The 23871-nt window shown below is 66.6% G+C and carries 25 protein-coding genes; 9 read left to right on the top strand and 16 right to left on the bottom strand.

Annotation, left to right across the window (positions count from 1 at the left end):
- Positions 1 to 4 precede the first annotated feature (4 nt).
- The 3 genes from DU478_RS14115 to DU478_RS14105 form a co-directional block, all read right to left on the bottom strand.
- Positions 5 to 466: a FixH family protein gene (locus DU478_RS14115; protein WP_114511611.1), complete on the bottom strand. Its 462-nt coding sequence runs from the start codon at positions 464 to 466 to the stop codon at positions 5 to 7.
- A complete protein-coding gene (gene ccoG, locus DU478_RS14110) occupies positions 463 to 2034 on the bottom strand; it encodes a cytochrome c oxidase accessory protein CcoG (RefSeq protein ID WP_233501274.1) in 1572 nt (523 codons plus the stop codon). Before ccoG ends, DU478_RS14115 begins: the two co-directional genes overlap by 4 nt.
- Positions 2035 to 2183: 149 nt before the next feature.
- Positions 2184 to 3068, bottom strand: a complete 885-nt coding sequence (locus DU478_RS14105; protein WP_114511610.1) for a LysR family transcriptional regulator — start codon at positions 3066 to 3068, stop codon at positions 2184 to 2186.
- A 97-nt stretch (positions 3069 to 3165) separates the two neighbouring features.
- On the opposite strand from DU478_RS14105, the gene DU478_RS22930 reads away from it, so the two are divergent.
- Together DU478_RS22930 and DU478_RS22925 are read left to right on the top strand one after the other, a co-directional pair.
- Complete coding sequence (locus tag DU478_RS22930; RefSeq protein WP_158545789.1) at positions 3166 to 3306, top strand: hypothetical protein; 141 nt, start codon at positions 3166 to 3168, stop codon at positions 3304 to 3306.
- Positions 3299 to 3439, top strand: coding sequence for a hypothetical protein (locus DU478_RS22925; RefSeq protein ID WP_158545788.1), 141 nt, complete (start codon positions 3299 to 3301; stop codon positions 3437 to 3439). The genes DU478_RS22930 and DU478_RS22925 overlap by 8 nt, the downstream gene beginning before the upstream one ends.
- A gap of 125 nt (positions 3440 to 3564) precedes the next feature.
- On the opposite strand, the gene ccoP is transcribed toward DU478_RS22925, so the two are convergent.
- From ccoP to ccoN, 4 genes are all read right to left on the bottom strand, one after another.
- Positions 3565 to 4443, bottom strand: coding sequence for a cytochrome-c oxidase, cbb3-type subunit III (gene ccoP, locus DU478_RS14100; RefSeq protein WP_114511609.1), 879 nt, complete (start codon positions 4441 to 4443; stop codon positions 3565 to 3567).
- A complete protein-coding gene (locus DU478_RS14095) occupies positions 4440 to 4625 on the bottom strand; it encodes a cbb3-type cytochrome c oxidase subunit 3 (RefSeq protein ID WP_114511608.1) in 186 nt (61 codons plus the stop codon). The genes ccoP and DU478_RS14095 overlap by 4 nt, the downstream gene beginning before the upstream one ends.
- Before the next feature lie 12 nt (positions 4626 to 4637).
- Complete coding sequence (gene ccoO / locus DU478_RS14090) at positions 4638 to 5402, bottom strand: cytochrome-c oxidase, cbb3-type subunit II (RefSeq protein WP_114511688.1); 765 nt, start codon at positions 5400 to 5402, stop codon at positions 4638 to 4640.
- Positions 5403 to 5489: 87 nt separating this feature from the next.
- The gene (gene ccoN / locus DU478_RS14085; protein ID WP_114511607.1) at positions 5490 to 7100 is read right to left on the bottom strand and encodes a cytochrome-c oxidase, cbb3-type subunit I; all 1611 of its coding nucleotides are present in this window, start codon (positions 7098 to 7100) and stop codon (positions 5490 to 5492) included.
- A 217-nt stretch (positions 7101 to 7317) separates the two neighbouring features.
- Here ccoN and DU478_RS14080 point away from each other — a divergent pair, with 217 nt between their 5' ends.
- From DU478_RS14080 to DU478_RS14065, 4 genes are all read left to right on the top strand, one after another.
- Positions 7318 to 8157, top strand: a complete 840-nt coding sequence (locus DU478_RS14080; RefSeq protein WP_114511606.1) for a universal stress protein — start codon at positions 7318 to 7320, stop codon at positions 8155 to 8157.
- A 232-nt stretch (positions 8158 to 8389) separates the two neighbouring features.
- On the top strand, positions 8390 to 9946 hold the full coding sequence (locus tag DU478_RS14075) for an ankyrin repeat domain-containing protein (protein WP_114511605.1): 1557 nt from the start codon (positions 8390 to 8392) through the stop codon (positions 9944 to 9946).
- Positions 9947 to 10038: 92 nt separating this feature from the next.
- Positions 10039 to 10872: a KPN_02809 family neutral zinc metallopeptidase gene (gene ypfJ / locus DU478_RS14070; protein ID WP_114511604.1), complete on the top strand. Its 834-nt coding sequence runs from the start codon at positions 10039 to 10041 to the stop codon at positions 10870 to 10872.
- Positions 10873 to 10876: 4 nt separating this feature from the next.
- A complete protein-coding gene (locus DU478_RS14065; protein ID WP_114511603.1) occupies positions 10877 to 11389 on the top strand; it encodes a protein-tyrosine phosphatase family protein in 513 nt (170 codons plus the stop codon).
- Positions 11390 to 11398: 9 nt separating this feature from the next.
- Here the strand turns inward: DU478_RS14065 and pgeF are convergent, their stop codons facing one another.
- Genes pgeF through lgt form a run of 3 tightly spaced genes read right to left on the bottom strand, consistent with a single transcriptional unit; the run spans position 11399 to position 14102 of the window.
- Positions 11399 to 12157: a peptidoglycan editing factor PgeF gene (pgeF, locus tag DU478_RS14060; protein ID WP_114511602.1), complete on the bottom strand. Its 759-nt coding sequence runs from the start codon at positions 12155 to 12157 to the stop codon at positions 11399 to 11401.
- Positions 12154 to 13218, bottom strand: coding sequence for a class I SAM-dependent methyltransferase (locus DU478_RS14055; RefSeq protein ID WP_114511601.1), 1065 nt, complete (start codon positions 13216 to 13218; stop codon positions 12154 to 12156). Before DU478_RS14055 ends, pgeF begins: the two co-directional genes overlap by 4 nt.
- A complete protein-coding gene (gene lgt / locus DU478_RS14050) occupies positions 13215 to 14102 on the bottom strand; it encodes a prolipoprotein diacylglyceryl transferase (protein WP_114511600.1) in 888 nt (295 codons plus the stop codon). Before lgt ends, DU478_RS14055 begins: the two co-directional genes overlap by 4 nt.
- A gap of 93 nt (positions 14103 to 14195) precedes the next feature.
- Between lgt and DU478_RS14045 the strand changes: the two genes are divergently transcribed.
- Positions 14196 to 14438, top strand: a complete 243-nt coding sequence (locus tag DU478_RS14045; RefSeq protein ID WP_114511687.1) for an accessory factor UbiK family protein — start codon at positions 14196 to 14198, stop codon at positions 14436 to 14438.
- A gap of 137 nt (positions 14439 to 14575) precedes the next feature.
- On the opposite strand, the gene DU478_RS14040 is transcribed toward DU478_RS14045, so the two are convergent.
- Positions 14576 to 15583, bottom strand: a complete 1008-nt coding sequence (locus DU478_RS14040; protein WP_114511599.1) for a hypothetical protein — start codon at positions 15581 to 15583, stop codon at positions 14576 to 14578.
- Positions 15584 to 16210: 627 nt separating this feature from the next.
- Positions 16211 to 17701, bottom strand: coding sequence for a phage tail sheath family protein (locus DU478_RS14035; protein ID WP_114511598.1), 1491 nt, complete (start codon positions 17699 to 17701; stop codon positions 16211 to 16213).
- A gap of 454 nt (positions 17702 to 18155) precedes the next feature.
- On the opposite strand from DU478_RS14035, the gene DU478_RS14030 reads away from it, so the two are divergent.
- Positions 18156 to 18614, top strand: a complete 459-nt coding sequence (locus tag DU478_RS14030; RefSeq protein WP_114511597.1) for an NUDIX hydrolase — start codon at positions 18156 to 18158, stop codon at positions 18612 to 18614.
- A gap of 63 nt (positions 18615 to 18677) precedes the next feature.
- On the opposite strand, the gene DU478_RS14025 is transcribed toward DU478_RS14030, so the two are convergent.
- Positions 18678 to 19046, bottom strand: coding sequence for a hypothetical protein (locus DU478_RS14025; RefSeq protein WP_114511596.1), 369 nt, complete (start codon positions 19044 to 19046; stop codon positions 18678 to 18680).
- Between the two features lie 103 nt (positions 19047 to 19149).
- On the opposite strand from DU478_RS14025, the gene DU478_RS14020 reads away from it, so the two are divergent.
- Entirely contained in the window at positions 19150 to 19878 is a 729-nt protein-coding gene (locus DU478_RS14020) for a Crp/Fnr family transcriptional regulator (RefSeq protein ID WP_114511595.1), read from the top strand.
- Between the two features lie 24 nt (positions 19879 to 19902).
- On the opposite strand, the gene DU478_RS14015 is transcribed toward DU478_RS14020, so the two are convergent.
- The 3 genes from DU478_RS14015 to DU478_RS14005 form a co-directional block, all read right to left on the bottom strand.
- On the bottom strand, positions 19903 to 22011 hold the full coding sequence (locus DU478_RS14015) for a DEAD/DEAH box helicase (protein WP_114511594.1): 2109 nt from the start codon (positions 22009 to 22011) through the stop codon (positions 19903 to 19905).
- Positions 22012 to 22137: 126 nt separating this feature from the next.
- Positions 22138 to 22644 (bottom strand): flavin reductase family protein, encoded by a 507-nt coding sequence (locus DU478_RS14010; protein WP_114511593.1) that lies wholly within the window; start codon positions 22642 to 22644, stop codon positions 22138 to 22140.
- A 39-nt stretch (positions 22645 to 22683) separates the two neighbouring features.
- Entirely contained in the window at positions 22684 to 23574 is an 891-nt protein-coding gene (locus tag DU478_RS14005; protein ID WP_114511592.1) for an aldo/keto reductase, read from the bottom strand.
- Positions 23575 to 23871 lie beyond the last annotated feature (297 nt).

The raw sequence follows: 23871 nt of genomic DNA, 5'->3' as shown, positions 1-23871 counted from the left end.
GGGATCACCGTGTCACGTGCAGGATCACGCGCTGCTCGAACGCGGTGCCGTCGAGCGCGCGGGCCTTGAGGCGGATGTTCCAGTTGCCGGGGCCAAGTGCTTCGCGCGCCACATAGGCGCGGCCGTCGAAGGTGAAGGCGGGCGTGCGGTCGTCGCGGGTGCTGGTGGCGCGGCCCAGCACCGCGTCGAGCCTGCCGACCTGGACCGGGGCGCCTTTCGCATCGGCGATGAGGAGGCGCACCAGCCCGTCCTCCGCCTCGGCCCGGAGCGTCCAGCCAAGCGACTCTTGCGCGTCGCGGCGGGCGTCGAAATTCTGGCTGGCGACGTAGGAATTCTTGACCTCGAGCCCCGGAAATGTGTGCACCGCGCTGTAGGCCAGCAACAGGTTCACGGTGATGATGACGCCGAAGAAGCTGCCGAAGATGGCGGCGGCGTGCCAGCCGGTCAGGGTTCGTGCGGGTTTCATGGGGCCCCTCGTCCGTTGAAGTTGGTGTCGCTGTAGGCCCGATCGCCGTTCGACGTGTCCTCGACCCAGAGGCGGAAATCGGTCCGGTGGTCCTCTGCCGGGTCCGATCCGGCGGGGGCGGTGACGTAGACGCGCTGCAGCTTCGTTTCGTTGGCGGGCACGTCGGTGGTCCCGTAGACCGTGCCTTCGAGGCTGACGCGCAAGGCGGGGTGGCCGGTCGCCGTGATGCGGAAGGGCCGGTCCTCGCCGTGCTTGTTCAGAAGCCGCACGTCGTAGCTGTTGCGCACCGAACCGTCCGACAGGGTCACGAAGGTCGGGTTGCGCACCGGCGCCACGGTCATCTCGATCTCGGGCCGGATGAAGAGCGCAAAGAGCAGCCCCAGCCCCACCAACGACCACAGCGCGGTATAGAGCATCGTGCGCGGCCGCAGGATGTGGGCGAGGATCGGGCGCGGCGGCTTGCCCGCACGCTCTGCCGGTTCGTCGCTGAGCGCCAGGTAGTCGATCAGGCCACGCGGCTTGCCGATCTTGTCCATCACCTCGTCGCAGGCGTCGATGCAGAGCGCGCAGGTGATGCATTCCATCTGCTGGCCGTCGCGGATGTCGATGCCCATGGGACAGACGTTGACGCAGGCCATGCAATCGATGCAGTCGCCGGGGCCGTCCGCGAAGGCCGCCGCGTTCACCGGCGCGGCGGCGGCGGCTTTCAGCTTCGGGTAGGGCGTCGCCGGATAGGTGGCGCCGCCGGGTCCGTTCTCCACGCCGGCGGCGCGGGTGGTGGCTTCGGCGGCGGCGGCCTCTGCGGCGTGTCTGCGGCGCACGTTGCCCTTGCCGCGCGGCTCTCCGCGCCAGACGCGGTAGCCGACGGTCAGGGTCTCCTCGTCCATCATCGCCGCCTGGATGCGCGGCCAGGGGCAGGCGTAGATGCAGATCTGTTCGCGGAAGAAGCCGCCGAAGAAAAAGGTCGTGGCGGTCAGGATAGTCATGGTGATGTAGGCCGCGGGATGCGCGTCGCCGGTCACGAGGTCGCGCGCCAGCGTCGGCGCATCGGTGAAGTAGAACACCCAGGCGCCCCCGGTGGCGAGGCCGATCAGCAGCCAGACCGTCCACTTGGTCAGCCGCAGCCGCGCCTTGCGCAGGTCCCAGCCCTTTTGACGGTGCAGGCGCAGTCGGGCATTGCGGTCGCCCTCGATCCAGCGTTCGACAAGGATGAAGAGGTCGGTCCAGACGGTCTGCGGGCAGGCGTAGCCGCACCAGACCCGCCCCAGCGCCGAGGTGAAGAGGAAGAGGCCAAGACCCGCCATGATCAGAAGGCCCGCAACGAAGTAGAATTCATGCGGCCAGATCTCGATCCAGAAGAAAAAGAACCGCCGCCCGGCAAGGTCCACCAGCACCGCCTGGTCCGGCAATTCCGGGCCGCGGTCCCAGCGGATCCAAGGGGTGACGTAATAGATACCCAGGGTGACGATGAGGATCACCCATTTGAGATTGCGGAATTTTCCCGAAACGCGGCGCGGAAAGATCGGTTCGCGCGCGGCATAGAGGCTGGGAGGAGACTCGGTGGTCATTGGACGGATGTGCTCCGGATGGGCAAAGGGTGTTTCGAGGCCCTTTTGACAACCCGCGCGGCAGGCGGCTTTGACCTGAGTCAAATTCTACATCTTCGAGTGATGATTTGTGCGCGGTCAGGTCCGTGGTGGCCCTGAAGCCGCCTGCCTCAGCCTTTCGGCACCGCCACCTCGCGCCGCAGCCAGGTGACGAAATCGCGCAGCGGCGGGCGCATCACGCCGGGGGCGGTGACGATGTGATAACCGTCGGTTTCGCGTTCCTCGAACAGCAGGCGCAGGCGGCCCGAGCGCAGGTCCTCCTCGACCGACACGCGGGTCGAGATGGCGATGCCCTGGCCCGAGCGCGCGCCGTCGAGCATCAGGTTGCCGGGGACGTGGATCACGCCCAACTGACGCAGTCCGGTGATGCCCTTCCCGGCGAACCAGAGCGAGCTTTCGGAGGTACCAAGCTCCTGAATCCAGGGGTATTTCAGCAGCTCTTCGGGATCGGTGGGCTGCAGGTCGCCGATCAGCGACGGGGCGGCGACCACCACAATCGGGGCGACGATCAGCATCTCGCTGTCGAGCCCGGGCCAGGAGCCGTTGCCGTAGCGCAGCGCCACGTCGATGCCGCCGGGGCTGGGGTCGGTGATCTGCGGGCTGGGGTTGATCATGATGTCGATGTCGGGATGCGCGGCGCTAAAGGATGCGAGCCGCGGCATCAGCCAGTTCGACGCGAAGGACGGCGTCGTCGCCACGTGCAAGGGCCGGTCGGCATCGGCGCCGGTGAGCGCGTCCAGCACCTGCGCGATGCGGCCGAAGCCTTCGGCCAGGGCGTCGGCCAGCTGCTGGCCTTCGGGTGTCAGGGCCAGCGCGCGCCCCGACCGGTCGAGCAGGGCGAGGCCCAAGTGGGTCTCCAGGTTGCGCATCTGCTGGGAGATGGCGGCGTGGCTTACGTTCAAGAGCGCGCCCGCCCGGGTGACCGACCCGGTTTCCGCATAGGCGGAAAAGGCGCGCAGGGCGGACAGCGGGGGCAGGCGGTGCCAGTCTTTCATGTCAGTTCAACTTACACGTTGTCAGGATTCCTGACTCGCATGAGAGCGCCATAAGCGCAATATTTCTTTCATCGAAACGCGAAGCAGGAGATGCGTCATGTTGGGAATACTTGCACAGAGCTGGATGACCGCGGCCCGCCAGACCCCCGGCACCGAAAGCCGCAACCTTACCGAGGAAGACCGCCGCTGGCTGCGCGAGGCGCGCGCCGCGCGGGCGAAGGGTGGGCGCGATGATTGATCCCGTGATCTACCAGGCCGAAGCGGCGATGCGCCGCGATCTCGTGGAAACCCCGCGCTGGCCGTGGATCGGCGGACGGTGGCGCACGCCCGGCGCGGCGCCGGTCCGTCCCCGCTTCTGGGCGGCGCGGTAGCGCACAGCCCATGAAAAATGCCGGCCCCCTTGCGCGAACAGGACGGGGACCGGCACCAGCCCCTGGCAACGGGGACGCTGACCAGGGGTTTCACGAACATCCGGGGCGCCGACGCCCCGGACGGATCACTCGGGCACAGGCGCCTCGCCGCCGCCCAGGCTGTGGACATAGGTGGCCACGGCGCGAACCTCGGCCTCGGACAGGCGGTCGCTCCAAGCGGGCATGACGCCGAAACGCGAGTAGGTGATCGTCTCGACGATTCGGTCATAGGAGCCGCCGTAAAGCCAGATCGCATCCGCGAGGTTGGGCGCGCCCTGGGTCCGGTCGCCTTCARCATTCTCGCCATGGCAGGCGGCGCAGTTGTTGAGGAAATGCTCCTCTCCGGCGGCCACGAGCGAGGCGTCCTGAGGCTCCCCCGACAGGGACATCACGTAGTTGGCGGTGGCGGCGATTTCCTTGTCGCCGAGGATGTCGCCAAAGGCCGGCATCTGCGACCAGCGCGCATCGGGATCGGTCTCGTTGCGGATGCCGTGGGCGATGGTCTGGTGGATCGCCTCGAGATCACCGCCCCAGAGCCAGGCATCGTCCAGCAGGTTGGGATAGCCCGCCGCCTGCACGCCCGCCGCGCCCGAGCCGTGGCACTGCGCGCACCAGGTGCGGAACACCGCCGCGCCTGCCGACGTCGCGTATTGCAGAAGCTCCGGATTTTCCGGGATCGCCGTCAGCTCGGCCTCGACCAGGCGGGCGTTGATCGCGGCGTTGGCCTCTTCATTCTCGGCAATCGCCTCGGCAACGTTGGCGCGGGTGGAAAAGCCCAGGAGCCCCGGCGTCGCGTCGCGGATGCCCGGCCAGGCCGGATAGGCGATGGAATAGAGCACGCCCCAGACGATGGTCAGGTAGAAGGTCCAGAGCCACCAGCGCGGAAGGGGCTTGTTGTATTCCAGGATCCCATCCCATTCGTGGCCGGTGGTTTCGTAGTCCAGGTCATCTTTGTCGGTGCTCATCGCGCGCCCTCCTTGTCGGCGGCAGGTCTGTCGTCATTGCGGAACGGGATGTTCGCCGTTTCGCGGTGGATGGATCGGCTGCCCGGCCGGAAGGCGAAGGCGATCACCGCCGCGAAGAACAGGAACAGGATCAGCAGGACCCAGCTGTCGGCCAGTTCGCGCAGGAAGGAATAGGTTTCCATCGTCGTATCTCCTCAGCGGCTTGCATCGGGCGTGAAGGTCGAGAAATCGACCAGCGTGCCGAGCATCTGCAGGTAGGCGATCAGCGCATCCGCTTCGGTGACGCCGGGCGCGCCGTCGAAGTTCGACACCACCGCCGTCTCGCCGTAGCGTTCGATCAGCCCGTCATAGTCGCCCTCGGGATCGGCCTGGGCGCGGAAGTCGGCGCGGGCGTTCTCGATCATCTCGTCGGTGTAGGGCACGCCGACCATGCGGTGGGTGGCCATGAGCTCGTCGACATGTTCGCCGCGGATCAGGGTCCGTTCGAGGTAGTCGTATTTGGGCATGACCGACTCCGGCACCACCGACTGCGGATCGCGCAGGTGGTCGAGGTGCCAGGCGTCCGAGTAGCGTCCGCCGACGCGGGCAAGGTCCGGACCGGTGCGCTTCGATCCCCATTGGAACGGGTGATCGTACATCGATTCAGCCGCGAGGCTGTAGTGACCGTAGCGTTCGACCTCGTCGCGCATCGGGCGGATCATCTGGCTGTGGCAGACATAGCAGCCTTCGCGGACATAGATGTCGCGGCCCGTGAGCTCGAGCGGGGTGTAGGGGCGCATGCCCTCGACCTCTTCGATCGTGCCTTCGAGGTAGAAAAGCGGCACGATCTGCACCAGCCCGCCGATGGTCACGACAAGGAAGCTCAGGATCAACAGCAGCGTGGCGTTGGTTTCGATGAACTTGTGCTTGTCGAAGAACGACGTGTGATGCGGCAGCTCGTTGGGAATGGCGCCCGGCATGTCCTTGAGCGTGGTGACGTGCGGATCCTTGTCTGGATCGGTGATTTTCGGGTTGTTCGGCGTTTTGTCAGCCATGGTCGCCCCTCCTTATTCGGCCGGGACGGCTGCGGCGCCGGCACCTGCCTTGGCAGGCGACCGGGTGGCAGTCATCCAGAGATTGTAGCACATGATGAGCGCGCCCGTGAGGTACAGGACCCCGCCCAGGCCGCGGACGACATACATCGGGAACTTGGCGCTGACGGTGTCGGCAAAGCTGTTCACGAGGAAGCCGTTGGCGTCGACTTCGCGCCACATCAGGCCTTCCATGATGCCGGTGACCCACATCGACGCGGCGTAGAGCACGATGCCGATGGTCGCGAGCCAGAAGTGCCAGCTGACAAGCCCGAGGCTGTAGAGCCGCTCGCGGTGCCAGAGACGCGGCACGAGGAAGTAGAGCGCGCCGAAGGTGATCATGCCGTTCCAGCCAAGCGCGCCGGAATGCACGTGCCCGATGGTCCAGTCGGTGTAATGCGACAGCGAGTTCACCGCACGGATCGACATCATCGGTCCTTCGAAGGTCGACATGCCGTAGAAGCCCAGAGAAATCACCAGCATCCGCAGCACCGGGTCGGTGCGCAGCTTGTCCCAGGCGCCCTGCAGGGTCATCAGGCCGTTGATCATGCCGCCCCAGGAGGGCATCCAGAGCACGATCGAGAACACCATGCCGAGGGTCGAGGCCCAGTCTGGCAGGGCGGTGTAATGCAGGTGGTGCGGACCGGCCCAGATGTAGAGGAAGATCAGCGCCCAGAAGTGGATGATCGACAGCTTGTAGCTGAAGATCGGGCGGTCGGCCTGCTTGGGCACGAAGTAGTACATCATCCCGAGGAAGCCCGCGGTCAGGAAGAAGCCCACGGCGTTGTGGCCGTACCACCACTGCACCATCGCATCCTGCACGCCCGCGAAGACCTGAACCGACTGGCTGCCCCAGATCGAGACCGGAAGGCTCAGGTTGTTGACGATGTGCAGCATCGCCACGGTGACGATGAACGACAGGAAGAACCAGTTGGCGACGTAGATATGCGGTTCCTTGCGCTTGATGATCGTGCCGAGAAAGACCGCGAGGTAGGCGACCCAGACCAGCGTCAGCCAGATGTCGACGTACCATTCCGGCTCTGCGTATTCCTTGGACTGCGTCGCACCCAGCAGGTAGCCGGTGGCGGCCAGCACGATGAAGAGCTGGTAGCCCCAGAACACGAACCACGCGAGGTTGCCGCCCCAGAGGCGGGCGGCGCAGGTGCGCTGGACCACGTAGAAGGACGTGCAGATCAGGGCGTTGCCGCCGAAGGCGAAGATCACCGCCGAGGTGTGCAGCGGCCGCAGGCGGCCGAAGTTCGCATAGCCTTCGGACCAGTCGAAGTTGAGCCCCGGAAAGGCCAGCTGGAAAGCGATGAAGGTGCCCACCAGGAACCCGGCGATGCCCCAGAAGGCGGTGGCGATCACGCCGTAGCGGATGACCCCGTCCATGTAGCTTGCCGACAGGTCCGAATCGGGTGTGACCGGCTCGTCGGTGTTGCGCAGCACCCACAGGAACATGGCGCCCGCGATCACCATGATCAGCATGGCGTGGACCATGTAAGACAGATCGCGCGCGTAGTTCGCGGCGATCATCGCGACGAGGGTGATGAGCCCCAGCGCGACCAGTTTGACGTAATTCAGCATGTGCGTCCCCTCGTCTGTTCCACGCCGCGCACGTCGGCGCGACACGGTTTTCGTCCGGGCCGTCATGCAGGCTTTGGGGCGGGCGATCTTTGATCTGGGTCAAGCCGCGATGTTTGTGTGCGATGTGTTCCGTGGACGCCGTGTGGCTTGACCCATGTCAAGGACCGGTCATTGTGGCGGGCGCAAGGTGGGCCATAACCACCGAAAGGGAGGATCCATGCATTTCAAATCCATTCTGACCGTGCTCAGCGACGAAAAACTCGGCGACCTGACCATGGAACATGCCGCCGAGCTGACGCAGGCGCATGACGCGCATCTGGACGTGCTCTGCCTCGGCGTGGACCGGACCCAGCAGGGCTATTACTACGGTGGGGCGAACGCGATGGTGATGCGCGAAACCCTGGCCCGCGCGCAGGACGAGGCCGAGGCCCTGGCCGCCCATGCGCGCGAGTGGCTGGGCCGGACCGATCTGCGCTGGGGCGTGGAGGAGGATGTGGCGATCCTGGCGCAGATCGGTCAGCAGGTGGCGGGGCGCGCGCGGTTCTCGGACCTCGTGGTGCTGCCGAAACCCTATGGCAAGGATCACGGCGTCGAGCTCGAGCCGGTGATCGAGGGCGCGCTGTTCGAAGGGCTGACGCCGGTGATGGTCGTGCCCGACGACGCGACGCCCATGGTGGCGCCGAAATCGGTGCTGGTGGCCTGGAACGGCGGCGCCGAGGCGCTGCGTTCGGTGCGCGCGGCGATGCCGCTCTTGCGCGGGGCCGAGCGGGTGCACGTGGTGCTGGTCGATCCGCCGCGGCAGGGGCCGAACCGGTCCGACCCGGGCGGCGTGCTGGCGCAGTATCTGTCGCGCCACGGCGTGAAGGCCGAGATCGACATCCTCGCCAAGACCAGGAACCGGGTGTCGGACGTGCTGTTGCGCCACGCGGGCGACACGGCGGCGCAGATGATCGTCATGGGCGCCTACGGCCATTCGCGGTTCCGCGAAGCGATCCTGGGCGGTGCCACGCGCAACATGCTCGAACAGACGGATGTGCCGGTGTTCATGGCGCATTGAGGTCGGCGCGGGACGGCATGCGGCCGCTCGCGCGCCGGGGCGCGCGTCGCCCCGCCCGCCATCCCGCGATTGCGCCGATGAGCCGCCGATGCTAGGCTTGGGACCGGCCCTGCAGGGGGCCGCCCGATCCGCGGAAAGCGTCGCGCACCTGCTTACGAGAACCGATCACATGCGGTTTTTTCTGCGCCCCACCTGACGGCGGATCCCGGGGCGGCACCAGGAGGAACCTGCCATGGCCCGTATCACGGCCCCCGAACCCGATCTTACCCCCGACAGGCTGCGCCGAGAGGCCAAGACATTGCGCCGCGCGAGCCGCGCCGGCGAGCCCGGCGCGCTCTACCGTCTGCGCACGGTGCTGCCGAAGGCCGATCCGCAAAGGCTCAGACATGCCGACGCCCTGCACGTCGTCGCCCGCGAGCACGGCTTTGCCAGCTGGCCGAAACTGAAGCTTTCGGCAGAGCTGCACGGCCTCGACCGTGCGGCGGCGGCGCAAAGGCTGGGGCTTGCTCTCCAGCTCGGGCAGGCCGCCGTGGCGGAGGCGCTGCTTGTGCGAATGCCTGATCTGCCGCAGGGCTTTTTCGGTTTGCAGGTCGCGCTTTACGACATCGACGCGGTGCGCGCGGCCCTCGCTCGGGAGCCGAAGCTGGCCACGGACGTGGCGGGCACCAAGCGTCCGATCCTGCACCTGGCGTTCTCGCGCTGGATCAAGGCGCGGCCGGACCTCGAGACCGAGATGCTCGCCGTGGCCGAGGCGCTGGTCGCCGCGGGTGCCGATGTGAACGACGGCTTCGCCCCCGATCCCGGCGATCCGCACCGGCTGTCGGCGCTTTACGGGGCCATCGGCCATGCTGACAACATGGCGTTGGGGCGCTGGCTCCTGGACAAGGGCGCGTCGCCCGACGACGGCGAGTCGCTCTATCACGCGACCGAGCTCGGTCATCACGAGGGGCTGCGGATGTTGCTGGAGGCCGGGGCGACGCCTCACGGCACAAACGCGCTGCTGCGGGCCATGGATTTCGACGATGTCGCGGCGGTGGAGATGTTGCTGGCGCACGGCGCCCGTGCCGACGACTTCAACGCGGGCGAGGTCGGCGGCGAGCAGCCCTGGGTGGTCCCGCCGCTGCACCAGGCGGCGCGCCGGCGCTGCAGCCCGGAGATGGTGGATCTGTTGCTGAAACACGGTGCCGATCCGGGGCGGCGGTATCGCGGAGCGTCGGTCTACGGCTTTGCGCGGGTGCACGGCCATGCGGCGCTGGCGCGGAGGCTCGAGGCGCGCGTCGCGGCGGTCGCGTTGACCCCGCAGGAGGCGCTTCTGGCGGCCGCTGCGGAGGGGCGGGACAGCGCCGGTTCCGCGCTCGATCCGGCACATATTCCCGAGGCCTACCGCGATATCCTGCACGAGATCGTGCCGATGCCGGACCGTCTGGATCATGTCCGCCACCTGCTGGCGCTCGGTCTGCCCTTCGACCAGCCGGATGCGCAGGGGTTGACGCCGGTGCAGATGGCGGGCTGGGCCGGGCTGCCGGAGGCGCTGCGGCTTTTTCTCGACCTTGGCCCGGACGTTGCGCATGTGAACGGCTACGGCGGCGGGCTGGTCGATACCATCCTGCACGGGGCCGCCAACAATCCGGCCCGCGCGGAGACGTCGTGCGATTACGAAGCCTGTCTCGACATGGCGCTCGCGGCCGGGGCGCTGCTGCCGCGCCGGTCGATGCGCACCACCGCCGACGACGGGTTGCGCGCGCTGATGGAAGACTGGGCCGAGGCGCATCCCGAGAGGGTCGCCTGAACCGCGCAAGTCTCGCGGGGTAGGGAGTTTTCGCTTAACCCCGCGGGTGCGTCGTGTATCATCGCCGCGGAACGGATCCGGGGAGGGATCGCATGCGGTTGAGAGGCGTTCGGCGCAGCAGAAACATCGAGGACCGGCGGCGCAGCGGCGGGGGCGGCAAGGCCGGGATCGGCGGCGTCGGCCTGATCCTCGTGCTGGCGATCGGCTATTTTGCGGGTATCGACGTGACCCCGCTGCTGCAGCAGGTGCCGCAGCAAAGCGCCGCTCCCCGCGATCTGAGCGAGGCCGAACAGCAGGCGGCGGATTTCAGCGCGCGGGTGCTGGGCACGACCGAAGGGGTCTGGGACCGCATCTTTGCGGAGCAGTTGGGCGCCGAATACTCGGCCCCGACCATGGTGCTTTATTCCGGTGTTACGCAATCGCCTTGCGGCGGGGCCAGCGGCGCCACCGGGCCGTTCTACTGCCCGGCGGATGCCAAGGCCTATCTCGACACCGATTTCTTCGCCACGCTCAGCCAGCAGCTGGGCGCCAAGGGCGATTTCGCGGCGGCATACGTCATCGCGCACGAGGTCGCGCATCACGTGCAGAACGAGCTGGGTATCCTGGGCGAGGTCAACACCCTGCGCCAGCGCGCCAGCCAGACCGAGGCCAACGCCCTGACCGTGCGGCTGGAATTGCAGGCCGATTGCCTGTCGGGCGTCTGGGCGCGGTCGGTGGACGGGCTGCTGGAGCCGGGCGATCTGGACGAGGCGCTGAACGCCGCGCGGCGGATCGGCGACGACTACCTGCAGAAGCGCGCGGGCCGGGTGCCGCAGCCGCATACCTTCACCCACGGCACGTCGGAACAGCGCTCGCGCTGGTTCGCGCGCGGCTACAAACAGGGCGAGGTCGCGGCCTGCGATACCTTCGGGGCGGAAAGGCTCTGAGCCGATGACGGTGATCCACGCAGTCCCTGTCGGCGGCGGTATCCTCGCCATCGCGCCGCTGCCCGGATCGGACGGCGACTATGCCGGGGACCTCGAGCATATTCACGGCTGGGCGCCCGCGATGGTGCTGTCGCTGACCACCCTGGCCGAGATGGTGGCGGTGGGGGCGCAGGACCTCGGCGCGCATCTGCACGACAAGGGCACGCGCTGGGTGCATCTGCCGCTGGAGGATTTCGGCGCGCCCGACGCGGATTTCGAAGAGCGCTGGCCCGCGGTTCGCGACTCGGCGGTGCGGGCGCTCATGGGCGGCGGCCGGGTGCTGGTGCATTGCCGGGGCGGCTGCGGGCGGTCCGGCATGGTGGCGTTGCGGCTGATGATCGAGGCCGGAGAGGCACCGGACGAGGCTCTGGCGCGGCTGCGCGGGGTGCGGCCCTGTGCGGTGGAAACCGACGGCCAGATGGACTGGGCCATGGCGGCGCGGCGCGGGGCGGCGGTCTTCCTGCGCCACGCGCACTGAACGGCGGCCTTACAGGCGGATGACCGACATCAGACGGCCATAGTCCGCTTCTTTTTGGTGGGTAGCGCGGCGGTAGGAATAGAACCTTTCGGGATCGAAATAGGTGCAGTGCCGCGTCCATTCCGCCAGGCCGACCCCGGCTTGGCGCAGGCGGTAGAGGCCGAACCCCGGCAGGTCGAAATGCATCCGGTCGTTTTCGCCACCGGCGAAGAACCGGCCGTTCTGCGGGTCCTCGTCAAGAAAGCTCTCGAAGAACTCCGGCCCGACCTCGTAGGCGCGCTGGCTGATCGACGGGCCGATCACCGCGCGGATGTTTTCGGGCTGCGCGCCGAGGTTGGTCATCGCCGCCACGGTGGCGTCCAGAACGCCGTCGAGCGCGCCGCGCCAGCCCGCATGCGCTGCACCCACGACGCCCGCCTGCGGATCGGCAAAGAGCACCGGCTGGCAATCGGCCGTCAGCACCGCCAACGCGATGCCGGGGGTCGCGGTGACCAGTGCGTCGGCCTTGGGTCGGCTGCCGTTGAGCGGCGCCGACACCGTGACGACATCCGCCGAATGCACCTGGTGGACCGTGACCAGCGCCTCTTCGGGGACATCCATCGCCGCGGCGACGCGGGCGCGGTTGATCTGCACGATTTCGCGCTGGTCGGAACTGCCGGTGCCGCAGTTCAGCCCAGCGAAGACTCCCGAGGACGCGCCACCCCTGCGGGTGAAGAACCCGTGCCGCATCGGTGCGAGTGCGTCGGATGTGATGATTTCGAGCGTCATGGGTCCAGTCCGGGCGGCGGTGCCGCACCCTGAGGGAAAAATCCGAGAATCTGGAACAGCGTCCCCATTTCTTCGGGGTGGGTCAACCGGCGATGTGCCGCTACATGGGCGCTCAACCGCTCGCCGTCGAGGCCGGCTGCCAGCGCCTGCGCCCGCTGCGCGATTCCCAGCCGTTCAAGGAATACGCCCTGCGCGGTCATGGGGCTGTGAGCACAGGGGACCGCCCCGGCCAGCGCTGCAAAATCCACATGCGCGGTGAGGTCGGCAGCGCCCGGCGAAGCCAGCGGGTCGGTCTTGTCATGGGCCCGCACCGCCTGGAAGGTATCGCCGGTACTGGCCCAGTGCCCGTAGTCGACAATCAGCGCCGAACCGCCGTTCCGCGCGATGCGGGTGCCGATGGCGGTGGCGATGGCGGCCCCGGCGCCGCAGGTCTCGACCAGGTCGCCCTGTGCGGTGCCGTTCCATCGCGGCTCCAGCGTGGCGATGCGGCTGGGCTGAGTCAGGCCGAAGGCCAGTTGACCCTCTGCCAGCCCGACCATCCGCTCGCGCCAGCCGGTGTCGTCCTTCAGGAACTGGCGGATCGGCAGGGCATCGAAGAATTCATTCGCAACGAGGAACAGCGGCAAATCGTCCGGCAGGGCGTCGGCGCTGTCGTGCCAGGCCGGGGAACGCGCGGCGAGCGCCCTGGCCTGTTCGGCGCGCAGTTTCGGCGCCACTTCGACGAGGTGCAGCCGTGCCGCGGCGTGAAACCCGGGCACCTTTGCCGTGGCGCGCAGGATGTCGGCCATGAGCGTGCCCCGGCCCGGGCCAAGTTCGGCCAGCACGAAGGCCGTCGGCGCGCCCTGGTCCAGCCAGCTTTGCGCGAGGCCGAGGCCAAGCAATTCGCCGAACATCTGGCTGATTTCCGGCGCGGTGACGAAATCCCCTGCGGCGCCCAGCGGATTGCCGGTGGTGTAATAACCATGCTCTGGGTGCAGCAGGCAAAGCGTCATGTAGTCCGCGATGGTGAGCGGGCCGGTCCGGGCGATCTGTGCGGCGATGATATCGCGCAGCGCGGTCATGTGCGGCGGCGCGTCCAGAGGACGACCGCGAGCCCGCCCAGCAGCATCGGCAGCGACAGGATCTGACCCATGGTCAGGCCCCAGCCGCCCACATGCCAGGCAAGTCCCAGCGGATTGCCTTCGGAGATGAACTGCGCATCCGGCTGGCGGACGAATTCCACCAGGAACCGGGCAAGCCCGTAACCCGCGAAGAACAGCCCGGCGATCAGTCCGGGACGTTTCAGCGCACCACGGCGGAACGCCAGCCAAAGCAGCAGCGCGCCGAGGATCAGCCCTTCGAGCAGCGCCTCGTAAAGCTGCGAGGGATGGCGCGCGCACAGGCCGGTCACCGCGGCGCCGCAGTCCTGCGCCGCCGCCCCCGGAAAGATCACGCCCCAGGGCAGCTCGGTGGGGCGGCCCCAAAGCTCTGCGTTGATGAAGTTCGAGATGCGGCCCAAGAGCAGCCCTGGCGGTGTCGCCAGCGCCATCATGTCAGCCATCGACGCCACCGGCAGGCCCTGGCGCAGGCCGAAGATCAGCGCCGCGAGCACCACGCCGATGAGCCCGCCGTGGAACGACATGCCGCCCTGCCAGATCATCAGGATCTCGGCCGGATTGGCGAAATAGTAGCCCGGCTGGTAGAACAGCACGAAACCCAGCCGGCCGCCGAGGATCACGCCAAGGATGACCCAGGTCAGCAACTCCTCGACCTGCGCGGGCGTCATCGGCGGCGTGTCGCGCGGCCACAGCGTCGGGCGTTTGACCGTCGCCACCGCCAGCTGCCAGCCGATCAGGATGCCGGCGATATAGGCCAGCGCGTACCAGCGCAGCGCGATTTCGATCCCGAAAACCGTGAAGGACACAAGCTCGGGTGACAGGGGCGGGAAAGGGATCGCGGCATACATGCGCGATCTGAGACTATGCCGCGCGAAAGAAGTCAACCTTGAGACTTTGCCCCTGCGCCTCCATATAGAGGGCAACCGAAGATGGAGAATGACATGCAGACGCGCAACAAGGTGTTCGATGACCTGTCCCAGCTGATGACCAACGCGATGGGCGTGGCTCAGGGCGCCAAGGATGAAGCCGAGACGGCGATGAAATCCATGATCGACCGCTGGCTGGCAGACCGCGATTTCGTGACGCGCGAGGAATTCGACGCGGTGCGGGCGATGGCCCAGAAGGCCCGCGAAGAGAACGAAGCGCTCAAGGCGCGGCTCGACGCGCTCGAAGCCAAGGGCTGAGGCGGAACGGTCCCCGCGTGCGGGAACCGGCGCGACCGACAGGGGCACACGCCCTGCGATTTTCCGGCGCCAAGGCACGATTCGGGAATATCGACCTATCTGATCCGGTGTCCATGAGACCGGCGTTCTGACAGCTTTCAGAGCGTGACGTACATTTCGAAATCAAACCGGTCCTGTCGCTTGGCGATGTTCCCCGGCCCGGCAAGCGGCAGCGGGATCGTCTTGGGCGCCTGCGTGCCGGCTTCGTGTATTTCCAGCATCAGCCGGTCTTCGGCGGAGTAGCTTTCCCGAATATCCAGCGGTGCCAGAGAGCGGAATGTAACAGCCGGCGATCCGCCGATTTTCTCGACCACACCCTCGCCGAATGGGCTGTTGCCTTCAGCGTCGACGATACGGAGGGGTTTCGTCTCCTCCAACGGGTCCGACGATGCGACGTGGTAGACCCAGGTTCCGCGTCGTGCGTCGACCCCGATCTCGGCCCGCCGTGGCAGATCCGCTGCGTGGCGCGGCGGGGCCCATCCCAGTTCCAGCGCAATGGGCACTTGCGCGGCGGGGAGGGCGGTCAGGTAAAAGTCCAGAACCACCGCGTCGTCCGCCATCAGCAGATACCGCCCGTCCGCCGTCACATCCGACAGGTTGATCGGGGCTGCGGGCGGCAGCCCTTGCGGTTCCTGCCAGACCGCGGTGTCGTCGAACCAGCGCACAAGGCTCAGCCGGCCCGAAGCGTCCTCGGGCCGCGGAAAGCCGCGCGGCCGCGCCGGCAAGACCGTTGCGCCCGTTGCGGGCAGGGACACCGGGTCGTCCGCGGTGCGCCCCTTGTTCGAGAGGTAGAGGCAATCATCCGGTGACAACTCGCCCGGCCAGACGGGCTCCGTCACGACGAAGAAGTCCGGATCGCTGCTGGGCAGGGTGAAGCCGAGGATCGTGCCATCGGGCAAGTCCAGCGCCGGGGCGATGCCGGTCTCTTCGGCGTACCAGATCTCGGCCAATCCGGGGGTGGCGCGCAGGCGGCACAGATGGCCCGACAACACGTTGGCCGTGATCGCGGTCGGGGCCAGGGTGAGGCTGCGGGCGGTCCCGCCGGTGTAGTAGCCGTGGCGCAGCGCGAGGCTCAGAAAGGGTTTGTAGTGCACGCTGCGGGTCATCGGTCGGCTCCGCCGGTTGGCGCGGCGGGCCTTTGCACGGCTCCGGCGCGCGTGCGGGGAACGACGACCCTGTCGCGCCGGTCTGGTCTTCTTTGGGCAGCGGTTTGCAGGGGCTCTCGACTGCGGACGGCGTGGCGTTCGCGCCCGGCGCTGTCGCGGCGAAACACGCGATGTGCCCTGCAACAGTGAGCGGTCGCGCGTGCCGCGGCAGGAAGAGGTAACGCGCCGGGGCGGGGCCGATCTTCGACGACCCGCTTTCGAACAAGGTTTGGCTTGCGCTGGGGATCTGAGCCGGAGGCATGGCAGCTTGGTCGAACACGCGCAGGGCACCCCAAGGCCGACAAGTTTGCCGTGACGTGCCCGATCCCGCCAAGCGTCCGGGTGCGTCCGGGCGGTTCGCTGGCGCGGGGCCGCAAGGTCAACTTTGACTCGATCATGGCGCGACGGCCCTTTTTCGGCGGCGGATCACGAAACGCGCGATTGCGCCGGTTCGCGTGCGATACCGTTGCGCAGATCGGCCCAGGTCACAAGCGTCCCGACGTGCGGTGCGACGTTGAAGCAGACCTTCGGACGCGGCCCGACAGGGCTTTCGTCGCTTCCATGGCCCATATTCTTCGGCCACACATCTCAGGATGTCTGCATCTTCTGCTGAAAGGTGATGACGATGAATTCCGCCGGGCGGCTGATCGCGACCCGCACCGTGACGCGCATGTATCCGTCGAGGATGTCGCTGGCGGTCATGGTCGAACCGAGACCTACGCTCACGTCATAGGCGTCTGCCGGTGTGGCACCGGCCAGCGCGCCCTGTTTCCACTGGCCGTCGAGAAAATTCGCGATCATGGTCTGCACGGTCTGCCAGGTGCCTGCGTCGTTGGGAGAAAAGACATAGGCTTGCACGGCGTAGAAGATCGACTGTTCCAGCATGATCAGGGTGCGGCGCACGTTGATGTAGCGGAAATCCTGTGAATTGCCGTCGAGCGTACGTGCCCCCCAGACTAGCACGCCGCGCCCTTCGAAGGTGCGGATGGCATTCACCGCCTTGCCGTCGAGCGGCATGTTCAGATCCTGCTGCTGTTCCGAGGACATCGGCACGCAGGGCGAGGCGACCGACGCGATACCGGTGTTGGCCGGCGCCTTGAACACGCCGACAGTGTTGTCGATGCGGGCGATGACCCCCGCCATGGCGCCGCTGGGCGGCAGCACGTTGATCGCCCTGAGCACGCCCCGCATCGCTTGGACGTAATGCGGGCTGATCGCCATCAGCGCCTGATGGGTCTCTGACGCAGGGTGATCTTCGGACGGCGGTTTGGTCAGCCGCGCGACGATGTCGAGGATGTCCTGCTCCGCCGCTGCCATGTTCGCGGCTTCGGCCAGGTGGGTCTGTTCCGCGTCGATCTCGGTTTTCAGGGTCTTGCGGCTGTCGTCGCTCAGGTTGGTGAAATCCACCTCTTCCGCCACGGTGAGTGTCGTGTTGAGCCACGGATAATAAGCCATGCCAAAGCTGGGCTGATCGCCGAGCTCCACGGTGTTGCGGAACCCGTCAGGTCCGGAGATGACCTTGGCGATGTCGGGGTCGTCGCCGTTCCAGATATCGAGGATCGCAACGCGCGATTGCAGCGCGGCGCATTCGCGCATCATCCGTTCGGAGATGGCCGTGCAGTCGGGTTTTCCCAGCGCCACCGCGTCGGGCACGACAACCATGGTCGGCTCCGCTTCAGCGGCGAGCGCCGACCAGATCGCGTCGGAGAACTGGTCCTTGCCGGGCCTCTCGGTTTCATACGAGCCGACAGACACGATCCAGCAGGGGCCGCCTCCGTTGTCGAAGAAGATCCGCATCGCGTCGAACAGGTAGAAGGTCTGGCCTTGGTACGCATAGACGGCGGTCTTGTCCGCGCGCACCGTCCGCAAGATCAGGCGCGGGGGCGGACCGCCGAAAACAGCCTTGAACTCTGCCATGTTGCTGATCCGCGTCGGCACCCCGGTGAGGTCCGAGCCGTCGCGATCGGCGCGTTCCGTGTAGCCCAGAAAGGCCGGCACAGCCGTTGGCACCTCGACGACCGAATTCGGAAATGCATTCTTTTCAACGATGTAAACGCCGGGCGTTTTGTATGTGGTCATGCGACTCTCGATAATTGAATAGCTTTTCCTCAGGACGTGGGGCAGAGGTCGACGTGTCCGGTGTGCCTTGCGCCTGAGCTCTCTGGCGGACGTCCGTTTGCGCCGGGAAATTGTGCGTGAAATCCAAAAACGTGTTAAAGCGAAAACAGCGAGTTGAAAAAAGCACGCCGCATATTGCCTCATTTTGAGCGGCATGGCTTGCAAGACTGTTCCACAGGTCGCACATCCGATCAAGGTGATGCCAGGAAACGCCGGAACAATCTTCGCGTCAGGGGCGTTTATCCGGTATTGGGTGATGCACGAAGGTTGATGGAAAAATTCATATTGTCCTAACCAGCCCGATTTAGGGTTTAAAAGTTATCCACAAATTTACTGCTCCTTGCGTTTTATTGCGGATGCTATACCATATCCAGACGCAGCAGGTCGAAAGAACATAACAGAAAAATGGACTGCAATGCCTGAAACCGGAGAACAGATCGCAGCTTTGCCCATTCGCTGGAGCAAGCGTGACGACCTGCAGATCCTTTTGATCACGTCGCGGGACACCGGCCGTTGGGTGATGCCCAAGGGATGGACGATGGACGGCTACAAACCCTGGGCCGCCGCCGAGATCGAAGCGCTCGAGGAAGCGGGCGCGAAGGGCTATATCTCGAATGAACTGCTGGGAACCTACCGCTATCCCAAGATCATGGATGACGGGCAGATCGTGCCGTGCCGTGTGCGGGTCTATCCGATGATGGTCGAAAAACTTTTGAAGACCTGGAAAGAGCGAGGCGAGCGGCGGCGCAAATGGTTTTCCGCGAAAGCGGCGGCAAAGCAGGTGGATGAACCCGACCTGTCCGAATTGCTGAAGGGGTTGGCCAAGAGACCGCGCAAGCAGCCGGGCATCGCCAAGCTGCTCAAGGCCTCCTGACGCAGGGGGCAAGGCGCGTTGCGGTATCCTATGCGGCGCTTCGCACCTGCTTGGAACGTCCCATCAGACGCCCATCTCTCCGGACCTGAGAAGTTCCGCGATGGTTTCGTTGGTAAAGGGCTGCTTGGCGAGCCAAATACGGCAGGGCATGTCGCCCAGGACGTCCGGTTTGTTGGTGATCACGAACAGCGGCGCATCCCAGGTCGCCAGTTGCAGGGCAAGGCCCGAACGGCTGATATCCTGGCGCGGAGAAATCACGACGGCCCCACCGACATCCTCGCTTTCGGCGAGGTAAGCGGCGGCATCGTCGAGGGACTGTACCAGCTTGACCTGCGCATCGGGATAAACCGCGACGATCGCTTCGGCGGCGTCCTCGCCCACGAAAGGCTCCGCGCACACGACGGCGAAAGACCGCCCCTGGCGGTGCGTCATGTGATTTCCCTTCGGTATCTGAATCGATTCAACTGTTGCCATGGTTCATATGGAACAGAACTGCGTCAGCAGGCATTAAACTAGGACATAGGAAGAGGGTATTATGTCCGTCAAATGTATAAATTGTCCGCTGCGCAAGTCCGATCTCTTTCACAAGATGAGTTCCGAGACGCTGGAATTCATGCAGCGTTTCAAGGTCGGCGAGATGGAGGTCGAGCCGGGCACCCCACTTTTGTCGGAAGGGTCGAACGCGCCGCAGCTTTATACGGCGCTCAGCGGCATGGGGCTGCGCTACAAGCTTCTGGAAAACGGCAGCCGACAGGTGATTTCCTTTGTTTTTCCGGGAGATTTCCTTGGCTTGCAGGCTGGCGTCATGAAAGAGATGACGCATTCCGTCGAAGCGACCACCGCGATGAAACTTTGCGTTTTCGACCGGAAGGAACTGTGGTCCCTGTTCCGGACAATTCCGGATCGCGGCTTTGACCTGGCCTGGCTTGCCGCAACGGAAGAACGGTTTCTGGGCGAGGCGCTTACGTCGGTGGGCCAGAAGTCCGCGCTGGAGCGTATGTCGTGGGCTTTGGCCCGCATTTTCCGCCGTTTGAAGGCGACCACACCCGCGGCGGGGGACCTCGTGCGGCTGCCCTATCGCCAGCAGGACCTCGCGGATGCGCTTGGACTGTCGCTCGTTCACACCAACAAGACCTTGGCGAAGCTCCGCGAACGGCAGTTGGCCACATGGTCGGACGGCAAATTGTCCGTGCCGAACCTTGCGCGGCTGGAAGAGCTGGCCCTGATCGAGAACCCGGAGCTGCCGACACGTCCGTTGATGTAAGCCGGAGCGAGGCTGCAGCAACGCTTACTTCCTGCGACGCGGCGCCTCGGTGCCGCCCGGCCGGGAAGGGCGTTTCGAACCGCCGCCGGCTTTGCTGCCCGGCGGGGTAAAGCGTTTGGAGGTGTCGGACGCCTTGGGTTTCGGTTTTTCGGATGCCGTGGTTCTCGGCCCGGAAGATTTCGCGGCACCGGGTTTGCCCTTGGCGTCCCAGGGTTTGCCTTTCGACGGCGGTTTGCCCTTGCCGCCGGGACCGCCCGGGGCCTTGCCGGACTTTTCGAAGGGCTTCTTGCCGGGCTTGGAATACTTCGCCTCGGTCTTCGGCGCCGGATGTGCAGCGCCGGATTTGCGCGGTGCCGATTTTGCGGCGGGTTTGGGTTCTGTGGCGACCGGAGTCGGCTGCGCGGGCGCGACATTGGCGGGCTTGCTTGAAGGTGCCGCATCTGCAGGCTTCGTTGCGTGACCGTGGTCGGGGTGGCGCGGTTTGCCGCGATGTGGTTTCGGCCCTTCGCGCCGGGGCGTGTCGCCTTTCGGCGCGCGGCGCGGCGGCGCGGCGAGATCGGGCGCGGTGTCGAGCCGGGTCAGGGTGATGCCGTCCTCGAGCGTGCCCGATGCGGTGGCGGTGGTGAAGCGGTCCAGCGCATCAGCCGACAGTTCGACGAAACTTTCGTCGTCCTGGATGCGGATCGCGCCAAGCGCGTCCTTGTCGATATTGCCCGCGCGGCAGAGCAGTGGCAGCAGCCAGCGCGGCTCGGCCCGGTCGTTGCGGCCCACCGACAGGCGGAACCAGACCGAGGGGCCGAAGTCGCGTGGTTTGCGCTCGGGCTTTGCTTCCCGCGCGTCAGGCGGCGACAGGTCCTCGGGCGCGGAGCGGCGGGACTGGTAGAGCCGCAGATAGGCGGCGGCGATCTGGTCGGGCGTGAACCGCTCGGTGAGCTTGGCGGCAAAGGCGGCTTCGGCCTCGGACGGGGCTTCGGTCCAGGCGGGATCGTTCATGAGCCGCTCTTCCTCGCGCCGGGCGATGTCGTCGACCGAGGGCGGCACGGTCCAGTCGGCGGTGAGCTTGGCGAATTTCAGCAGGCGCGTGGCCTTAGACCGGACCTTGGGCGGCACGATCAGCGCCGACAGGCCCTTGCGCCCGGCGCGCCCTGTCCGGCCCGAGCGGTGCAGCAGTGTTTCGGAGTTGCTGGGCAGTTCCGCATGCACCACGAGATCGAGGTTGGGCAGGTCGATGCCGCGGGCGGCGACGTCGGTCGCGACGCAGACGCGGGCGCGACCGTCGCGCATGGCTTGCAGCGCGTGGGTGCGTTCGGACTGCGACAACTCGCCGGACAGCGACACCACGGCAAAGCCGCGGTTGGCCAGGCGGGCGGTCAGCCGCGCGACCATGGCGCGGGTGTTGGCGAAGACGATGGCGTTCTGCGCGTCATGAAACAGAAGCAGGTTGATCACCGCGTGTTCGACGTCGTGCTGGGCGACGTTCAACGCCTGGTAGGTGATGTCGGCATGCTGCGACGCGCCGGTGGCGGTGTTCACCCGTGCGGCGTCGGTCTGGTAGGTCTGCGCCAGCGTCGCGATCATCTTGGGAACGGTGGCCGAGAACATCAGCGTGCGCCGGTCTTCGGGCGCGGCGGAGAGCATGAATTCGAGGTCTTCGCGAAAGCCGAGGTCGAGCATCTCGTCGGCCTCGTCCAGCACCACGGCACGGATGGACCCGAGGTCCAGAGATCCGCGCTGGATGTGGTCGCGCAGGCGGCCCGGCGTGCCCACCACGATATGCGCGCCGCGTTCGAGGCTGCGCTTTTCGCCGCGCATGTCCATGCCGCCGACGCAGGTGGCGACGACGGCCCCGGTGCGGGCGTAGAGCCAGGTGATCTCGCGCATGACCTGGAAGGCCAGTTCGCGGGTGGGGGCCACGATCAGCGCCAGCGGGGCGGCGGCGGGACCCATATGCTCTGCGCCGTCCAGCAGCGTGTCGGCGATGGCGAGGCCGAAGCCCACTGTCTTGCCAGATCCGGTCTGCGCCGAGACCAGCATGTCGCGGCCCGCAAGCGCGGGATCGGTCACCGCCTCCTGCACCGGGGTGAGCGTATCGTAGCCTTTTTCGGCCAGGGCGTCGGCGAGGGTCTGGATCATGGCAGCCTTGAGAAGTGTCGCGGCCGGTCGGTCGGCCAAGGCGCTGCCCTAGTCCGTCTTGACGCGGATGTATAGGGGGTGCTGCCGCGGCGCGCCCTTATCCGCCCGTGCGGACGTCTGCGGGACTCAATCCGTCGGGGCAAAGCCGCCGTAGCTGCCGCCGAAGAACAGCAGTGGCTCGCCGGCGCGGGTGCTGACCCGGGTGACGCGGGCGACGATGATCGTGTGGTCTCCGGCATCGTGTTCGGCGGTGCGGGTGCATTCGAACCGCGCGAGGCAGCCCCCCAGCAGGGGCACGCCGCTTTCGCTTTCCTCCCAGTCGAAGCGGTCGAAGGCATCGCCGCTGCGCGCGAACCCCGTGCAGAGCGCCGATTGCTCCGCACCCATTACGTGGATCGCGAAATGATCGGCGGCGGAGTAGAACGGATAGCGCGACGACGCCTTGGCGGGCGCCCAGAGCACCAGCGGCGGGTCGAGCGACACGCTGGCAAAGCTGTTGGCGGTGATGCCCAGCGGACCGTCGGGCGTGGCGCAGGTGACAACGGTGACGCCGGTGCCGAACCGCCCCAGCGCGTCGCGGAAGGCGCGGCTGTCATGGGATGCGGGGTCGAAATGCTGTTCGGGTGCTGTCACGGATGACCTTTCGTGTCGCGGTACAAGGCGCCCCGGCGATCAGTCGACCTCTTGGCCGAGGGCGTGGCTATAGACCTCGAACCAGTCCTGCCGGTCAAGGCTGACCTTGGCGGCGTCGCCGATACGTCCGATGCGGTCCGGGTTGTTGGTGCCGAGCACAGGTAGGATGCGGGCCGGATGGGCCAAGAGCCAGGCGATGGCCACCGCCGTTTCGTCGACCCCCTGGTCCGCGCCGATGCGTTCAAGCGTCTGGCGCAGCGCCGCGTGCCGTGTGTCGAAGAAAAGGTCGCCGCCGCCCAGCGGCGACCAGGCCATCGGCGGAATGCGACGTTCCTGCATGAAGGCCAGGTCGCCGTTGGTCAGGGACGAAAGTTCCAGCAACGAAATCTCGATCTGGTTGGTGCAGAGCGGGGTCGTCATCGCCGATTGCAGCAGAGACCAGTCCCAGGGCCGGAAGTTCGACACGCCGACCGCGCGGACCTTTCCCGCGGTCACGAGGTCGTCCAGCGCCGCGCCGGTTTCCTGCGGGTCCATCAGCGGATCGGGCCGGTGCAGGAGCAGGAGGTCGATCACCTCGCAGCGCATCACGCGCAGGGAGTGATCGACCGAGGCGAAGATATGCGCTCGGGACGTGTCGTAATGTTTGACCCGCGCCGCGGCATGCCGACCCTCGGGGGCCACGATGTCGCATTTCGTGACGATCTCCATGCGCGCGCGCAGGTCCGGGGTCAGCGCATCGCCGAACACGCCTTCGGTCGTGTAGCCGCCGTAGATATCCGCGAGATCCATGCTGGAGATGCCCTGGTCGAGACAGGCGGCGATCTTGTCGCGCACGCGCTCGGGGGCGGTGTCATCGGAGTCGCCGAGCCGCCACAGGCCGTAGACGATGCGGCTGAGGCTCAGATCGGGGGTCAGGGAAATCCGCTCCATCGGCATCTGCTCCTGCGTCGGGTGGCACGCCCGGCTGACGTGTGCCTCTGGCGGGCGGAGCCGCCGCGCGCGCCAAAGGTGCATCCAGCCGGACCCGGTTCGGGCGCGCGCGTCAAGTGGCAAGAGCCGAAAACGGCAATCCCTTGTCCGGCAAAAGCGGCGGAGCGTTGGGGCGCGACCGAGTCAGTCCGGAACCGCCCGCCGCGTGTCCGGGCGGCGACCGAGGGCGCAAGACTTGCGAAGCGGGTGGGCATAAGTCCTTGAAAGAATATCAACTAATTGTGCCTGGCTGCGACG

Source organism: Thalassococcus profundi (assembly GCF_003344785.1).
Lineage (GTDB): Bacteria > Pseudomonadota > Alphaproteobacteria > Rhodobacterales > Rhodobacteraceae > Puniceibacterium > Puniceibacterium profundi.
Note: the sequence above shows the minus strand (reverse complement) of the source record. Positions and strands in the feature narration are given on the sequence as shown.

What these genes read in the sequence shown, in the direction of transcription:
- DU478_RS14115 (WP_114511611.1), bottom strand. Translation starts at nt 466, where the DNA reads ATGAAACCCGCACGAACCCTGACCGGCTGGCACGCCGCCGCCATCTTC.
- ccoG (WP_233501274.1), bottom strand. Translation starts at nt 2,034, where the DNA reads ATGACCACCGAGTCTCCTCCCAGCCTCTATGCCGCGCGCGAACCGATC.
- DU478_RS14105 (WP_114511610.1), bottom strand. Translation starts at nt 3,068, where the DNA reads ATGAAAGACTGGCACCGCCTGCCCCCGCTGTCCGCCCTGCGCGCCTTT.
- DU478_RS22930 (WP_158545789.1), top strand. Translation starts at nt 3,166, where the DNA reads ATGTTGGGAATACTTGCACAGAGCTGGATGACCGCGGCCCGCCAGACC.
- DU478_RS22925 (WP_158545788.1), top strand. Translation starts at nt 3,299, where the DNA reads ATGATTGATCCCGTGATCTACCAGGCCGAAGCGGCGATGCGCCGCGAT.
- DU478_RS14095 (WP_114511608.1), bottom strand. Translation starts at nt 4,625, where the DNA reads ATGGAAACCTATTCCTTCCTGCGCGAACTGGCCGACAGCTGGGTCCTG.
- ccoO (WP_114511688.1), bottom strand. Translation starts at nt 5,402, where the DNA reads ATGCCGGGCGCCATTCCCAACGAGCTGCCGCATCACACGTCGTTCTTC.
- ccoN (WP_114511607.1), bottom strand. Translation starts at nt 7,100, where the DNA reads ATGCTGAATTACGTCAAACTGGTCGCGCTGGGGCTCATCACCCTCGTC.
- DU478_RS14080 (WP_114511606.1), top strand. Translation starts at nt 7,318, where the DNA reads ATGCATTTCAAATCCATTCTGACCGTGCTCAGCGACGAAAAACTCGGC.
- DU478_RS14075 (WP_114511605.1), top strand. Translation starts at nt 8,390, where the DNA reads ATGGCCCGTATCACGGCCCCCGAACCCGATCTTACCCCCGACAGGCTG.
- ypfJ (WP_114511604.1), top strand. Translation starts at nt 10,039, where the DNA reads ATGCGGTTGAGAGGCGTTCGGCGCAGCAGAAACATCGAGGACCGGCGG.
- DU478_RS14065 (WP_114511603.1), top strand. Translation starts at nt 10,877, where the DNA reads ATGACGGTGATCCACGCAGTCCCTGTCGGCGGCGGTATCCTCGCCATC.
- pgeF (WP_114511602.1), bottom strand. Translation starts at nt 12,157, where the DNA reads ATGACGCTCGAAATCATCACATCCGACGCACTCGCACCGATGCGGCAC.
- DU478_RS14055 (WP_114511601.1), bottom strand. Translation starts at nt 13,218, where the DNA reads ATGACCGCGCTGCGCGATATCATCGCCGCACAGATCGCCCGGACCGGC.
- lgt (WP_114511600.1), bottom strand. Translation starts at nt 14,102, where the DNA reads ATGTATGCCGCGATCCCTTTCCCGCCCCTGTCACCCGAGCTTGTGTCC.
- DU478_RS14045 (WP_114511687.1), top strand. Translation starts at nt 14,196, where the DNA reads ATGCAGACGCGCAACAAGGTGTTCGATGACCTGTCCCAGCTGATGACC.
- DU478_RS14040 (WP_114511599.1), bottom strand. Translation starts at nt 15,583, where the DNA reads ATGACCCGCAGCGTGCACTACAAACCCTTTCTGAGCCTCGCGCTGCGC.
- DU478_RS14035 (WP_114511598.1), bottom strand. Translation starts at nt 17,701, where the DNA reads ATGACCACATACAAAACGCCCGGCGTTTACATCGTTGAAAAGAATGCA.
- DU478_RS14030 (WP_114511597.1), top strand. Translation starts at nt 18,156, where the DNA reads ATGCCTGAAACCGGAGAACAGATCGCAGCTTTGCCCATTCGCTGGAGC.
- DU478_RS14025 (WP_114511596.1), bottom strand. Translation starts at nt 19,046, where the DNA reads ATGACGCACCGCCAGGGGCGGTCTTTCGCCGTCGTGTGCGCGGAGCCT.
- DU478_RS14020 (WP_114511595.1), top strand. Translation starts at nt 19,150, where the DNA reads ATGTCCGTCAAATGTATAAATTGTCCGCTGCGCAAGTCCGATCTCTTT.
- DU478_RS14015 (WP_114511594.1), bottom strand. Translation starts at nt 22,011, where the DNA reads ATGATCCAGACCCTCGCCGACGCCCTGGCCGAAAAAGGCTACGATACG.
- DU478_RS14005 (WP_114511592.1), bottom strand. Translation starts at nt 23,574, where the DNA reads ATGGAGCGGATTTCCCTGACCCCCGATCTGAGCCTCAGCCGCATCGTC.